The 12,997-nt window shown below is 62.8% G+C and carries 10 protein-coding genes, 1 tRNA gene and 1 pseudogene; 4 read left to right on the top strand and 8 right to left on the bottom strand.

The window, feature by feature from the left end; genetic code table 11:
- Window positions 1–266: 266 nt before the first annotated feature.
- From recG to sciP, 4 genes are all read right to left on the bottom strand, one after another.
- Window positions 267–2,390: an ATP-dependent DNA helicase RecG gene (recG, locus tag EG885_RS14165; protein ID WP_242679669.1), complete on the bottom strand. Its 2,124-nt coding sequence runs from the start codon at window positions 2,388–2,390 to the stop codon at window positions 267–269.
- The gene (gene ligA / locus EG885_RS14160; protein ID WP_131575698.1) at window positions 2,363–4,531 is read right to left on the bottom strand and encodes an NAD-dependent DNA ligase LigA; all 2,169 of its coding nucleotides are present in this window, start codon (window positions 4,529–4,531) and stop codon (window positions 2,363–2,365) included. The genes recG and ligA overlap by 28 nt, the downstream gene beginning before the upstream one ends.
- A 208-nt stretch (window positions 4,532–4,739) precedes the next feature.
- Complete coding sequence (ctrA, locus tag EG885_RS14155) at window positions 4,740–5,450, bottom strand: response regulator transcription factor CtrA (RefSeq protein WP_131575696.1); 711 nt, start codon at window positions 5,448–5,450, stop codon at window positions 4,740–4,742.
- 95 nt (window positions 5,451–5,545) lie between these two features.
- Window positions 5,546–5,821, bottom strand: a complete 276-nt coding sequence (gene sciP, locus EG885_RS14150) for a CtrA inhibitor SciP (protein ID WP_131575694.1) — start codon at window positions 5,819–5,821, stop codon at window positions 5,546–5,548.
- Between the two features lie 182 nt (window positions 5,822–6,003).
- Between sciP and mnmA the strand changes: the two genes are divergently transcribed.
- Window positions 6,004–7,158, top strand: a complete 1,155-nt coding sequence (gene mnmA / locus EG885_RS14145) for a tRNA 2-thiouridine(34) synthase MnmA (protein ID WP_131575749.1) — start codon at window positions 6,004–6,006, stop codon at window positions 7,156–7,158.
- Here mnmA and EG885_RS14140 read toward each other — a convergent pair.
- Window positions 7,130–7,540 (bottom strand): SufE family protein, encoded by a 411-nt coding sequence (locus EG885_RS14140; protein ID WP_131575692.1) that lies wholly within the window; start codon window positions 7,538–7,540, stop codon window positions 7,130–7,132. The two genes, mnmA and EG885_RS14140, sit on opposite strands and share 29 nt — an antisense overlap.
- Before the next feature lie 117 nt (window positions 7,541–7,657).
- Between EG885_RS14140 and EG885_RS14135 the strand changes: the two genes are divergently transcribed.
- The 3 genes from EG885_RS14135 to EG885_RS14125 all read left to right on the top strand — a co-directional run bounded on the left by EG885_RS14135 (window position 7,658) and on the right by EG885_RS14125 (window position 9,821).
- On the top strand, window positions 7,658–8,161 hold the full coding sequence (locus tag EG885_RS14135) for a hypothetical protein (RefSeq protein ID WP_131575690.1): 504 nt from the start codon (window positions 7,658–7,660) through the stop codon (window positions 8,159–8,161).
- 108 nt (window positions 8,162–8,269) lie between these two features.
- Window positions 8,270–8,359 (top strand) — tRNA-Ser (locus tag EG885_RS14130).
- Between the two features lie 115 nt (window positions 8,360–8,474).
- Entirely contained in the window at window positions 8,475–9,821 is a 1,347-nt protein-coding gene (locus tag EG885_RS14125; protein ID WP_131575688.1) for a tyrosine-type recombinase/integrase, read from the top strand.
- A gap of 61 nt (window positions 9,822–9,882) precedes the next feature.
- Here EG885_RS14125 and EG885_RS14120 read toward each other — a convergent pair whose 3' ends face one another.
- The 3 genes and pseudogenes from EG885_RS14120 to EG885_RS23325 all read right to left on the bottom strand — a co-directional run.
- Window positions 9,883–11,664 carry a DUF4209 domain-containing protein gene (locus EG885_RS14120; RefSeq protein ID WP_131575686.1) on the bottom strand — a complete coding sequence of 594 codons (1,782 nt, stop codon included), beginning with the start codon at window positions 11,662–11,664 and terminating at the stop codon, window positions 9,883–9,885.
- A 113-nt stretch (window positions 11,665–11,777) separates the two neighbouring features.
- Window positions 11,778–12,338, bottom strand: a complete 561-nt coding sequence (locus tag EG885_RS14115) for a recombinase family protein (protein ID WP_131575684.1) — start codon at window positions 12,336–12,338, stop codon at window positions 11,778–11,780.
- Window positions 12,339–12,865: 527 nt separating this feature from the next.
- A pseudogene (locus tag EG885_RS23325) lies at window positions 12,866–12,997 on the bottom strand (IS481 family transposase); the annotation flags it as partial.

Below are 12,997 nucleotides of genomic sequence, written 5' to 3'. Positions count from 1 at the left end.
CCGACCCCTGCCAGGGCCGGTCCAGTTGCGCGTGCCGGGGAACGGACGGCGCACAGGCGGGCGCCATCCAAAGCAACGCGGGGCAGAGGGTCAGACCTGCAGAAAGGCGGGCAGCCACAGCAGGACGATGGTGGTCAGGGACAGGGCGGCGGCCCCGACAAGATCAGTGGCGGTTTCGCGGGACATGGGCAGCAGCTCCTCTCTCAAGTTGCTTCTTTGTTCCCATATGATCACCGATTCGTAAAGAACTTTATAAGAACATCGGCTCATCCGACCTGAATCAGCCGGATTGCCTGATCCTGTTGCATCAGCCACATCAGTAGCCGCAGCGCCTGACCGCGCGGGCTGTCCAGGCCAGGATCGCGTTCCAGCAACGCGCGGGCATCCTGACGCGCGACGGCCATCAGCCCTGCCTGATGTTCCAGATCGGCGATGCGAAATCGCGGCAGGCCCGATTGCGCGGTGCCGATCACATCGCCCGCGCCGCGCATCTCCAGATCGACCTCGGCGATGCGGAACCCGTCCTCGGTGTCGCGCAGGGTGGTCAGACGCCGCGCCCCGGTCTCGTTCAAAGGCGAGTGATACATCAGCAGGCAGGTCGAGGCGCCGGTCCCCCGCCCCACCCGGCCCCGCAGCTGGTGCAGCTGCGCCAGACCAAAGCTTTCGGCGCGCTCGATCACCATGATCGTGGCCTGAGGCACATCGACCCCCACCTCGATCACCGTGGTCGCGACCAGCAGCTGCGCCGTGCCGCTGGCGAAATCGGCCATCGCCGCGTCGCGCTGATCGGGGGGCATCTGGCCATGCACCAGCCGCACCCGGTCGCCGAACAGCGCGCGCAGATGGGTAAAGCGCGCCTCGGCGGCGGTCAGGTCGCTGACCTCGCTTTCCTCGACCAGCGGGCAGACCCAATAGGCCCGCGCGCCCTGCGCCATCGCCGCGCGCAGCCGTTCGGTCACCTGATCGATGCGCTGGTCGGCGATCATCACGGTGGTGATCGGTTGGCGTCCGGGCGGTTTTTCATCCAGCACCGACAAGTCCAGATCGCCATAATGCGACAAGGCCAGCGATCGCGGGATCGGCGTCGCGGTCATGATCAGCATGTCGGGCGGCACCTCGCCCTTGGCCTGCAATTGCAACCGCTGTGCCACGCCGAAACGGTGCTGTTCGTCGATGATCGCCAGCCGCAGATCATGAAACTGAACGTCTTTCTGAAAGACCGCATGGGTGCCCACCAGAATATCGATGCGCCCCGCCGCCAGATCCTCAAGGATCTGCCCGCGCAGATCGCGCTTGTCGCGCCCGGTCAGCGCCGCCAGACGGATGCCCGCAGCTTGCGCCAAAGGCTCCAGCGCGCGGGCATGCTGGCGGGCCAGAATTTCGGTGGGCGCCATCAGCACGGCCTGCCCCCCGGCCTCGACCGCGGCCAGCGCCGACAGCATCGCGACCAGCGTCTTGCCCGCGCCGACATCGCCCTGCAGCAAACGGTTCATCCGCTGATCGCTGGCCATGTCGGCGGCGATCTCGGCGGCGGTGCGGGTCTGCGCGGCGGTGGGCGGCCAGGGCAGGCTGGCCAGCACGCGGTCGCGCAACCGCCCATCGCCCGCGCTGGCACGGCCCTTTTGCCGCCGCCGTTCGCGCCGCACCAAAGCCAGCGTCATCTGATGGGCCAGAAACTCGTCATAGGCCAGACGCGCCCGGGCCGGACTGTCGGGCGACAGATCGGCAGGCGCGCCCGGCGCATGGGCCATCCGCAGAGCCTGCGCAAAGCCCGGCCAGCCCCGGGCGACCAACAGCGCGGGGTCGATCCATTCGTCGGCCTCGGGCAGGCGGATCAGCGCCGCCTCGACCGCGCGGGCCATGCCCTTTTGCGTCAGCCCGGCGGACAGGGGATAGACCGGCTCGAACGCGGCGGGCAGATCGTCGCCCTCGGCCAGAATGTGATCGGGATGGACGATCTGCGCCATCCCGTCGAAGAATTCCAGCTTGCCGCTGATGAAGCGCCGGGCGCCGACGGGCAGCTGCCCCTCGATCCAGGCGGCATGGGCGCGAAAAAAGATCAGCGTCAGATCGCCCCCGGCGCCATCGCTGCAATGAACCCGCCACGGGCGGCCCTTGACCTGCGGCGGATGATGGCGCGTCACCGTCAGGGTCAGGGTGACGATCTCGGGCGCATGGGCATCCGCAATGTGGGCGATGCGGCGCCGCGTCACCCCGCTGGCAGGCAGGGTCAGGATCAGATCGCGGGGCTTGTCGATGCCCATCTGTTCCAGCGCGGCGCGGCCCTTGGGACCGATGCCGGGCAGCGTGTCGATGCCCGCGAACAGCGGAAACAGCGCCGGAGGGCGACCCTTGGGCGCGCTCATCCCGCCCCCGCGATGCGCAGCCATTCATCCTCGTCGATGACCGTGACGCCCAGATCGCTGGCCTTGGCGGCCTTGGACCCAGCCCCCGGCCCCGCGATCAGCAGATCGGTCTTGGCACTGACCGAGCCTGCGACCTTGGCGCCCATCGCCTCGGCCCGCGCCTTGGCCTCGGCCCGGGTCATGCGTTCCAGCGTGCCGGTAAAGACCAGCGTCTTGCCCGAGATCTCGGTCTGCACAGCGCCTGCATCCGTGGCTGGCTGAATGTCCAGCAACGCCGCCAGCCGGTCGATGACCTGCCGTTCCGTGCCTTGGGCAAAGGTCGTGACCAGCGATTGCACCAGCACGGCGCCGATCCCGTCGATGCCGGTCAGTTCGGCCCAATGCGGGCTGTCGGGCAGCGCCGCACGGCGGGCCTTGTCGTCGGGCGCGGCAAAGGCCGGTTCCTGCGCGGCGCCGTCGATGGCCGTGATCAGCGTCGGCCAGTCGCCGAAATGGCGCGCCAGCGTCGCGCCCGCCACCTCGCCCACATGGCGGATGCCAAGGGCAAAGATCAGCTTGGCCAGGGGGATAGAGCGGCTTTCCTCGATCGCCGCGAACAGTTTCTCTGTCGAGCGGGCGCCAAAGCCGTCGCGGTTCTTCAGTTTGCCCAGGTTTTTGGCGTCCCGCTCGGCCAGCGTGAAGATATCGGCGGGTTCACGGATCGGCAGATCCTTGTCGGTAAGGAACATCTCGATCTGCTTGGTGCCCAGCCCGTCGATGTCGAATGCGGCGCGGCTGACGAAATGCTTCAGTTTTTCAACCGCCTGCGCGGGACAGATCAGCCCACCGGTGCAACGGCGCACGCTGTCGCCCGGTTCGCGGATCGCCTCGGACCCGCATTCGGGGCAGAGCGTCGGAAAGACAAAGGGCGCGCTGTCACCACGGCGGCGCGACAGGTCCACATCGGCGATCTTGGGGATCACGTCGCCCGCGCGATAGATCTTGACCCAATCGCCCTCGCGGATATCGCGCCCCTCGCGGATCAGCGCGCCGGTATTGTCACGACCGGCGATGTAATCCTCGTTGTGCAGGGTGGCGTTCGACACGACGACACCGCCCACCGTCACCGGTTCCAGCCGGGCGACCGGGGACAGGGCGCCGGTGCGGCCCACCTGAATCTCGATCCGGTCCAGCCGGGTCCAGGCGGTTTCCGCCGGAAATTTATGCGCCAGCGCCCACCGGGGCGTGGTCGAGCGGAACCCGAGCCGCGCCTGAAAGCCCAGATCGTTCACCTTATAGACGACGCCGTCGATGTCATAGCCAAGGCTGGCGCGCTGTTGTTCGATATCGGCCCAGGTCGCGATCAGATCCTCGGCGCTGTCACACAGGCGGGTCAGCGGGTTGGTCTGAAAGCCCAGATCCTGCAGACGCGCGACCGCGCCCATCTGCGTGGGCGCCAGCGGTTCCGACAGTGCGCCCCAGCCATAGGCGAAAAAGCGCAGCGGGCGGCGGGCGGTCACGGCGGGGTCGATCTGGCGCAACGATCCGGCGGCGGCATTGCGCGGATTGGCAAAGACCCGCCCCGCATCCGAGGCGTTCAGCGCCGCGAAGTCGCCATGGCTCATATAGACCTCGCCCCGAACCTCAAGGATCTCGGGCGCCGGGCCGGTCAGCTGCTGGGGGATATCGGCAATCGTGCGGGCATTGGCGGTCACGTTTTCGCCCACGCGCCCGTCGCCACGGGTGGCCGCCTGCACCAGACGCCCGCCCTCGTAGCGCAGCGACAGGGACAGGCCGTCGATCTTGGGCTCGGCGGTCAGTTGCAGGGGGTGATCGGGCGGCAGGTTCAGAAAGCTGCGGATGCGGGCGGTGAATTCCTGCACCTCGGTCTCCGTAAAGGCATTGCCAAGCGACATCATCCGTTGGGCGTGGACGACCTTGCCGAACCCTTCGGCCACCGGGGCGCCCACCTGACCGGTCGGGCTGTCGGGCAAGGCGAGCTGAGGAAAGGCCTGTTCCAGCGCCAGCAGCCGGGCCTTGAGGGCATCGTAATCGGCATCCGCGATCCGGGGGGCGTCGCGGGTGTGGTAATCCTCGTTTGCGGCGGCCACCCGGGCCGACAGGTCCGCAATCTCGGCTGCGGCCTGTTCGGGGTCCAGATCTCCTGCCGGCTGTCTGTCCGCCATGCTGTGCGCCATCGCTGCCCCCTGGCCCTCGTGGCCCCTGTCCGGCCGGATCGCCCGGTCCCGCGTCAGTTGCGGGTATCGCCCAAGGGCGCGCGATCGTCCAGAAGCTGCGTGGCTTTTGGCAGGTGCACGGGTCCGGCAACGGTCTGGCTGTTCAGTCCCGGCATCCGGCGATGGCAGGGGCGTCAGGGTTCCGAATTTTGCCCCGTCACGCCCCGATGGCCAGCCGTTCCTCGGTCCCCGGGGTGGGGTCGCGCAGGACATAGCCGCGCCCCCAAACCGTCTCGATATGACTAGCACCGCCGATCGCCTCGGATAGTTTCTTGCGCAGCTTGCAGATGAAGACATCGATGATCTTCAGTTCCGGTTCATCCATGCCACCATAAAGATGGTTCAGAAACATCTCTTTGGTCAGGGTGGTGCCCTTGCGCAGGCTCAGCAGTTCCAGAATCTGATACTCCTTCCCCGTCAAGTTCACCGGCTTGCCCCGCACCTCGACCGAGCGGGCGTCCAGATTGACCGTGATGTCGCCCGTCCGGATCAGCGCCTGACTGTGCCCCTTGGACCGCCGGATGATCGCCTGAATGCGGGCCTGCAATTCCTCGCGGTCAAAGGGCTTGGTCATGTAGTCGTCGGCCCCGAAGCCAAAGCCGCGCAGCTTGCTTTCCGTATCGTCCGAACCGGTCAGGATCAGGATCGGTGTGTCGATCCGCGCCAGCCGCAGATGGCGCAGAACCTCCATCCCGTGCATGTCGGGAAGGTCCAGATCCAGCAGGATCAGGTCATAGTCATACAGCTTGGCCAGATCGATCCCCTCCTCGCCCATATCGGTGAGGAACACGTTATAGCTGGCAGCCGTCAGCATCAGGTCGATCGCACGGGCGGTGCTGGGATCGTCTTCCACCAGAAGGATTCGCATCGTTTCGTCATTCCCCCGATTCGCAATTCATTATCTCGCGATCATGTCGCGAAGATGTTAAAAACTGGTTACCGGCATCCCCCGCATCGATCAACCTAAGGTTGTCTGTATTTTTGCAATGCGGTCACCCGCAGCCCGGCCTTGCCGTATCGGGCGGCAGCGCGGCACCAACCGTCGAATTCCTCATCCGACAGGCCATAGCGGCGCAGGGCGTCGTCGCGGCTGATCAGCTTGTGCAGGACGGCCAGCACGACCGTCTGCTTGCGCGCGGCGACCCATCGGGTATCGGGCTGCGGCAGGTCCGCGACGCTGAGGATGCGCCCATCCTCAAGCGTCACGAGGCGCGGACCGGACGTCTTTTTCACAAACATGGCAACGCCCTTTGTCGAACATCTGTCATGCTTGCGGCAAACAGCTTAAGCCCGGGTTAGCCCATGTCCCGCCAAGGCCCGCCCCGGGGTTGAGAATGCCGGGTATTTGCCTATATTTCTAAGCACCTTCCAATACCCCTGTCGTCCGACATGCCCTTTGGGCCGAAAGACCTCCGATGAATATGATTGCCTCGCCGCCGCCGCGCACCGATCTGAACAGTCTGGGCTTTGCCAAGCCGCCGGCGCAGACGCGCGTTGTCGTGGCCATGTCGGGAGGCGTGGACAGTTCGGTCGTGGCCGCCCAACTGAAGGCCGAGGGGTATGACGTCATCGGCGTGACGCTGCAGCTGTACGATCACGGCGCGGCGCTGGCGAAAAAGGGGGCCTGCTGTGCGGGTCAGGACATCCATGACGCCCGCCGCGTGGCCGAACGGATGGGGTTCCCCCACTATGTTCTTGATTACGAGAACAAGTTTCGAGAATCGGTGATCGACGAATTTGCCGACGCCTATCTGGCGGGTGCGACCCCGGTGCCCTGCATCCGCTGCAATGAACGGGTCAAGTTCCGCGATCTGCTGCAGACGGCGCGCGATCTGGATGCCGATTGCATGGCGACGGGCCACTACATCCAGCGCAAGCCCGGCCCCCACCGGGCCGAGCTGCACATGGCTGCCGATCCGGCCCGCGATCAAAGCTACTTCCTGTTCTCGACCACGCAGGAACAGCTGGATTTCCTGCGCTTTCCCCTGGGCCATCTGGTCAGCAAGGCGGAAACGCGGGCGCTGGCCACCCAATACGGGCTTGGTGTGGCGGACAAGCCCGACAGTCAGGACATCTGTTTCGTGCCCAATGGCGATTATGCGGCGGTGATCGAAAAGCTGCGCCCCGGTGCCGCCGATCCCGGCGAGATCGTCGATCAGCAGGGCCGCGTGCTGGGCACCCATCGCGGCGTGATCCACTATACGATCGGGCAGCGCCGGGGCCTGGGCATCGGCGGGGGCGATCCCTTGTATGTGCTGCGGTTGGAACCCGAAACCCGCCGTGTCGTCGTCGGCCCGCGCGAGGCGCTGTCCACCCGCACCGTCGCCGTGACCGAGGTGAACTGGCTGGGCGACGAGCCTTTCGAGGGCGAGATCCCCTGTCTGGTCCGTATCCGGTCGACCCGTCCGCCCCGCCCGGCGATCCTGCGCCCCCTGCCCGGCCGCCGCGCGGAAATCGAGCTGCTGGACCCCGAGGACGGCGTCAGCCCCGGACAGGCCTGCGTCTTCTACCAGGCGGACGGCACCCGCGTGCTGGGCGGCGGCTGGATCAGCCTGCGTCGGCGGCCAGCAGCCTGATCCGTTCGACCATCGCGCGCACCCCGTTGGATCGCTGCGCCGACAGATGTTCATCGAGGCCCAACCGCGCCAGCGCGGCCTGGGCATCGACCTGCCCCACCTGATCGACCGGCAGCCCTGAATACAGTGCATGCAGCACCGCGATCAGCCCGCGCACGATCATCGCATCGCTTTCGCCCTGAAAGTCAAAGCGGGTGCCTTCCAGCCGGGGCAGGATCCAGACCTGACTGGCGCAGCCATCGACCTTGGTGGCAGGCACCTGAAAGGCCGGGTCCAGCGGCGGCATCGCCTTGCCCAGCTCGATCAGATGGCGATACCGGTCTTCCCAGTCATCCAGAAAATCGAAGGTCTCGGCGATATCCTCGAATGCGGGGGTGGCCATGGGATGCTCCTTTTCGTGCGGGTCCGGCCTAGCGCGGCCTTCGGCGAAGGTCAAAGAGGCTTTTCGGCGCGGCCCGGATCGCCTATCACCAAGGCAGGATTGCCGAAGGAATGCGCCATGACCAGACTGACCCTGACCCTGCTGATCGGCGCCCTCGCCCTGACCGGATGCGGGCGGTTCGGGGACAGCCGCTGGAACCCTTTCGGCGGCGGTGCGCGCCTGTCGGCCAATGTCCCCGATATCGCGCCCGAGGGCGGATATGACCAGACGGCGGATCTGCGCCCTTCGGTTCCCCAGATCCTGGGCGCCGAATGGCAGCCCCTGCCCGAGGGGCGCCTGCTGGTCCTGCGCGGCTTTGGCCCGGTCAAGGGCTATCACTCGGCCGCTTTGGTGACCGCGCGTGCACAGCCCGGCGACCGGCTGGCCCCGGATGCGGATGGCGTCCTGCGCCTGCGCTTTGTCGCCTCGCCCCCGCCCGAGGGCAGCCCCGCCGCAGCCCTGCCCGCCAATCCCGTGACCGACACCATCACCGTGGCGCTGCCGATCAGCTTCGTGCAGCTGTCCCGCATCGCCGCGATCGAGATCGCGGGCGCCGACCGCACCGTCACCCTGCGCCGCTGACACCCGGCCCCGCCGGGGCCGGGGCCGCTTTATCGGGTCCGGCATCACAGGGTCGCGCCACCGCAAAGCCTTGCGCCGCCCCGCCCCCCGCGCTAATCGACGCCCGTCGGAGGCGTGGCAGAGTGGTTGATTGCACCGGTCTTGAAAACCGACGTGGGTGAAAGCCCACCGTGGGTTCGAATCCCACCGCCTCCGCCACGGTTTATTGTTTTTTCTTAACAATATCAACCGTCTGGACGAAGTGCCAGTATCCACAGGGTGACACAAAAGGTGACACACCGTGGTCTTGCTATTCGATTCAGGAGCTTTCCGCTTGTCCGCCAAGTACATCCAGAAGAAGGGCAATGTCTGGTACTTCCGCCGCCGCGTGGCTGTGGGATGTGAGGGCTTGCACCGCGATGCCAAGGGCAAGCCTCAGTCAGGGTTGTTTTTCTCACTGAAGACTGGCGATCAGATAGAGGCTGCGAAACGCGCCAACGACCACGCCAAGCGGCAGGACGCCCTATGGGCTAATCACCTCAGCAGTGGGTTTGGTGAGGCTGTAGACCCCAAAGCGGCGCTGGGACGTCTGGAGGCCGCTGGTCTGAAGCCCGGTGATGGGCTGCGTTATCCAGACAGTACTGCCCTTGAAGACCTTGTACAGACCCTCACAGGGGGGCCGTACGAGCCGGGAGACTATCGCCCAGAACCGGACCCACAAAGCAGGCTGACCTATGACCTCCTGATGGGCAAGCAGATGCCTCGGACACTGAGTGATGCACAAGAAAAGCACATTGCCCTAGGCAAAGGACCAAGGAACAAGACTGCTCAACAACAGTATGACCGGGCATGGTCGGTGCTCATGGGCATCACCGGAGACGCCATCCTGACGGATGTCCGCAGAGAGCACGCAAACCGGTTTGTTGAGAAGTTGCGCAAGCGGGGCATCACCGCAGAGACGATCTCCAAATACGTCTATCAGGTCAAGCCCGTGTTCGACACGGCGATCAGGGAGTTTGAGCTTGGCATCCCCAACCCCTTTGAGAGCCTGACTATCGCTGGGAAGGGCTCTGAGAAGCCCCATAAGCGGCTGACCTACGCCCTGTCCGAGCTAGAGGCCATCTGGCGACGGTGCCGGGAGGTGGACGATGAGAGGCGCTGGGCTATCGCAATGTTGTCGGACACGGGGGCAAGGCAGGCTGAGGTTGTCGGGCTACGCAAGGAGGACCTGATCCTAACCGGGGATGTACCGCATATCCTGATCCGTCCAAACGCCAACCGGGGCCTGAAGAATGACCAGTCAGAGCGGAAGGTCCCTTTGGTCGGGGAAGCCCTGTGGGCTGCACAGCGGGCTATGACAACAGCGGGGGAGCATCTGTTCCCGGTGTTCCAACCCCGGAAGGCTGGTGCGACGTTCAACCCCAACAGTGCCTCAGCAGCCCTGAACAAGTGGCTGAAGGACAACGGCTTGGCAAAGGCGGGTCAGGGGCTTCACAGCTTCCGACACACGCTGGTAGACCGCCTGAGGGACGCTGGGGTGCCCAAGGATGTCAGGGAGAAGATTGGCGGCTGGAAGTCCCAAGGGGTCAGTGAGGGGTATGGGCAGGGGTTCAGCATCGCTAAGCTGCATGAGGCATTGCTAATGATTTCAATGGCTTCCCCTAACAGCGGCATAATCTAGCCACTTTGCTTAGTATCAGTAACTCGCATTGTCCCGAAGCGATATGCTCGGTCGTTTCACCTTACAAAGGCTCTTCTTTCGCCTCTTCTTGCGACGCATCATTGATGTGCTGCACAGCGAACTTCTGAAAGTGATTGGTAGGCACGACGCAAAGTCTTAGGAACAGCCACCACGCGTACATTGCGTCTGTGCCCTGCAAGGCTGCTGGGGGGACCAAGCCGTGAGAGACATTGTGGCGGAACTTGGGACCGAACTGCTCGATCAGCAAAGAGCGCAGTTCAAAGATCAAGGCTGGCCCTAGGGTTGCGACCATATCTGCCTCCGACAGAAGTCGGTCAAGCGTCCACGCCTCTTCCACCCCGGAGGGTTGTACGTTGCGGGGGATCAAGCCAAGTTGCGTAGCAATATTTCGGAGACCAGCCTCAAACTGGGGTATTAGGAACAGAGTAGAGTGGTCAAACTTCCACTCGAAGCCGTAAGAAAGTCCTTGGGCGTAGTGTTCCAGCCTGCCTTCCGGGATGAACTTACTATCTGCGAGCTTTTCGCCAAGGAAAGCAGCATCAATGATATGTTCAGAGGTGATGATCCTGAGCGCCACAGCAATCTGGGCCTGTGCAGCAAAGCCACGCTGGAGGCCCATGTTGCGCTGGACGTCAGCTTTGACACGCTCTTCGTACCCGGGATCGTCAGGCGAAAGCCCGCCGGGTGCGACCGCTACCGTGCGCCCCTCGTAATCGAAGATTCGTGTATGGAACATGGAGGCGATGAACTCGTGGCGTGACTTCTCGACTTCCTCTTTCATTGTATCCGGCTGGTTCAGACCGAACATGACAAATCTGCAAAGTGCCACGTCTGCTGACTGTTCCGTGAACTGTGCTTGTAGGTGCTTGACCAGCTCGCTTATGTCGGTGCTGTGCGAATGCTCTTTCATAGATTCAATAACTGCACGTCCAGCGGCGGCTAAACGCTTCTGGAGAGTTGGCACTTGGTCCTTGAGCGATGCACGTTCTCGATAGGCTTTGACGGCTTCCTCCCAAAAGTGATGAGAGTTTATCCCGGTACCTTCGGTCTCTACGGCCTCTGCCTCTGCTTTGAAACTCTGCGCGACATCAACACGGGCCTCCTCTTCTGCATCAGTGTCCTTTTCACGATGATGCAGCTTAACGATGAAATTGAGGTAGTCCCTTTGACGTCTGAAGTCGCCTTCGCGTTCTGCTCGTGCAACTGCGGTCTGAGCAAAAACCAGCAGTTCATCATGGGCACCGTGACGAGCTTCATAGAGTAAAAGCATAATCCTGAGCGAAAACCATCTCGGGTCATCACCACGGTGGACACGCAATCTGTCGAGTAGGAAGCTAAGTACCTGATCCCGAAGTTCGCTTTTCCGACCAAGCTGTGTCGCAAGCCGATACGAACGTGTGTAGCGGTCTACAGAAGTGGGCCAGTGATCCAAGTTCTCAACTGCCAAACCAGCATCGAGATAGTACCTCACGGCGCGTCTTGCTGCTTTGCCATCCTTCTTGCAGAGCCAGAGCATGTCAGCCAGCCGAGCGCAGAACTCTGGGTCCTGGACCTCTTGTTCAAGTTCAGACAACCAATCCAGTTGCTCATCGGACAAGTCCTGGGGCAAAAACGAACGCCTACTACCCATGGTGAACATCGGTCCAAATGGTTCATCTGCATTGTCTAGGCGTTCGTGAAGGCCAAATATCGCATCAAGCAAAGCCCATCCGTCGTCAGGAGCCGTCTTCCTACTTGAGAAGACAGAGGCGTATGAGTGAGCTTCGGGCTCCTTCGCCTTATTGAGTGCATCCATGATGTCGGTAGGTGTTGGCAAAGACATTAGTTACCCCTCTTAACGCTACCCGTTCGACATACGAACCTATCGGGTTTGCAGCCCATGTCTTTAGTTAGTGCCGGCCACAAACGTGCCGCCTGATAGAGCGCTTCCGATGATCACGAAGGACAGTGCTTGAGAGCTCTATATACCGACCTTTCCGACATACCTAACCTCAGGGCTATCTCAGCCCTCTGCACCCCCTCAGCGGCCAGTTCATGGGCTCTCTGAGCCTGTCTAATTGCAGTAGGGGCCCGACCTTTGTACTTTCCCTCAGACTTGGCCTTGGCGATGCCTTCTCGCTGCCGTTCCAACATCATCTGCCGTTCGAACTGGGCCACTGCTCCCATCATGTTCAGGATGAGCTCTCCGGTCGGCGTCCCGGTATCCAGACCCAGATCAAGAACACGCAGACTGACGCCCTTGCCCCTGAGCATTGCCACAAGCTGCCCAAGGTGGGCCACGTTGCGGGCCAAACGGTCCAGCTTGGTGACGATCAGGGTGTCACCCTCCCTTAGATAATCCAAGACAGCTTCAAGTTGCTGTCGCTTTGCTACCGAACTCACCTGCTCCTGAAACAACTTGGTACAGCCAGCAGCCTTGAGGTCCCGAAGCTGGGCTTCGAAGCCTGCCACCTGCTCAAGGGTGCTGGTCCGTGCATATCCAACGATTGCCGTCATGGTCGTATTCCTGCCAATAGGGTTTAAGACATACGGAGTGACAGACTGCCAAAAGGCTAAACCCACTCCATTGTCAGCCTATTCTGACTCCCAACTGGCCTGACACATGGGCAAGGTCTATTGGCAGGGTGATAGGCAGATAGGGAAATAGCGCATCCGACGCAGGGGCAGCATAGCTACACCGGGCATCCCTATGAAAATCGAATAGGGGTCCCACAGGCCGTACTCCCCTTTTGCACAACCGACTTCAAAAGCGTGGGCGGCTTTATTGTTATTGTTGTTGTTATTGAGGCTCAGGTCAGCTTGAGGGAAACCACCAGCGCCGCCAAAGCGATCAACGTGGACCACACCCACTGCCAATGCCTAATATAGAAAGAGGCAACCCTACGGGCCGCTGTCGCAGTCCAATGGCGCTCCATGTAGAATCCAAAGACTCCCGGCGTGTCATACGTTTTAAACTCTCCATGCCACCACTTTGATAGACGCTTACGCCAAGTCTTTTTCGCTGCCTTCATGCAATTTGATCCCTAGGTGTCACATCCCATGTGATTATACGGCCTCTTCCTGAACAGGTCCGGCCTTTGTTTTTGCCAGTCCTTGAGCGCATCAATGGGCGTTCGGCCCTTCAGCACTGATTGCGGGAGCTGACCGTTGTAGAG

The sequence above is a fragment of the Paracoccus nototheniae genome (genome assembly GCF_004335005.1).
Taxonomy (GTDB): Bacteria; Pseudomonadota; Alphaproteobacteria; order Rhodobacterales; family Rhodobacteraceae; genus Paracoccus; species Paracoccus nototheniae.
This window is presented reverse-complemented; position numbering and strand designations above follow the sequence as displayed.

Excerpts from the sequence above, each read along its gene's own strand:
- mnmA (WP_131575749.1), top strand. The coding sequence starts at position 6,004 with ATGATTGCCTCGCCGCCGCCGCGCACCGATCTGAACAGTCTGGGCTTT.
- EG885_RS14135 (WP_131575690.1), top strand. The coding sequence starts at position 7,658 with ATGACCAGACTGACCCTGACCCTGCTGATCGGCGCCCTCGCCCTGACC.
- ctrA (WP_131575696.1), bottom strand. The coding sequence starts at position 5,450 with ATGCGAATCCTTCTGGTGGAAGACGATCCCAGCACCGCCCGTGCGATC.
- recG (WP_242679669.1), bottom strand. The coding sequence starts at position 2,390 with ATGGCTGCGCATCGCGGGGGCGGGATGAGCGCGCCCAAGGGTCGCCCT.
- EG885_RS14120 (WP_131575686.1), bottom strand. The coding sequence starts at position 11,664 with ATGTCTTTGCCAACACCTACCGACATCATGGATGCACTCAATAAGGCG.
- EG885_RS14140 (WP_131575692.1), bottom strand. The coding sequence starts at position 7,540 with ATGGCCACCCCCGCATTCGAGGATATCGCCGAGACCTTCGATTTTCTG.
- EG885_RS14115 (WP_131575684.1), bottom strand. The coding sequence starts at position 12,338 with ATGACGGCAATCGTTGGATATGCACGGACCAGCACCCTTGAGCAGGTG.
- ligA (WP_131575698.1), bottom strand. The coding sequence starts at position 4,531 with ATGGCGGACAGACAGCCGGCAGGAGATCTGGACCCCGAACAGGCCGCA.
- sciP (WP_131575694.1), bottom strand. The coding sequence starts at position 5,821 with ATGTTTGTGAAAAAGACGTCCGGTCCGCGCCTCGTGACGCTTGAGGAT.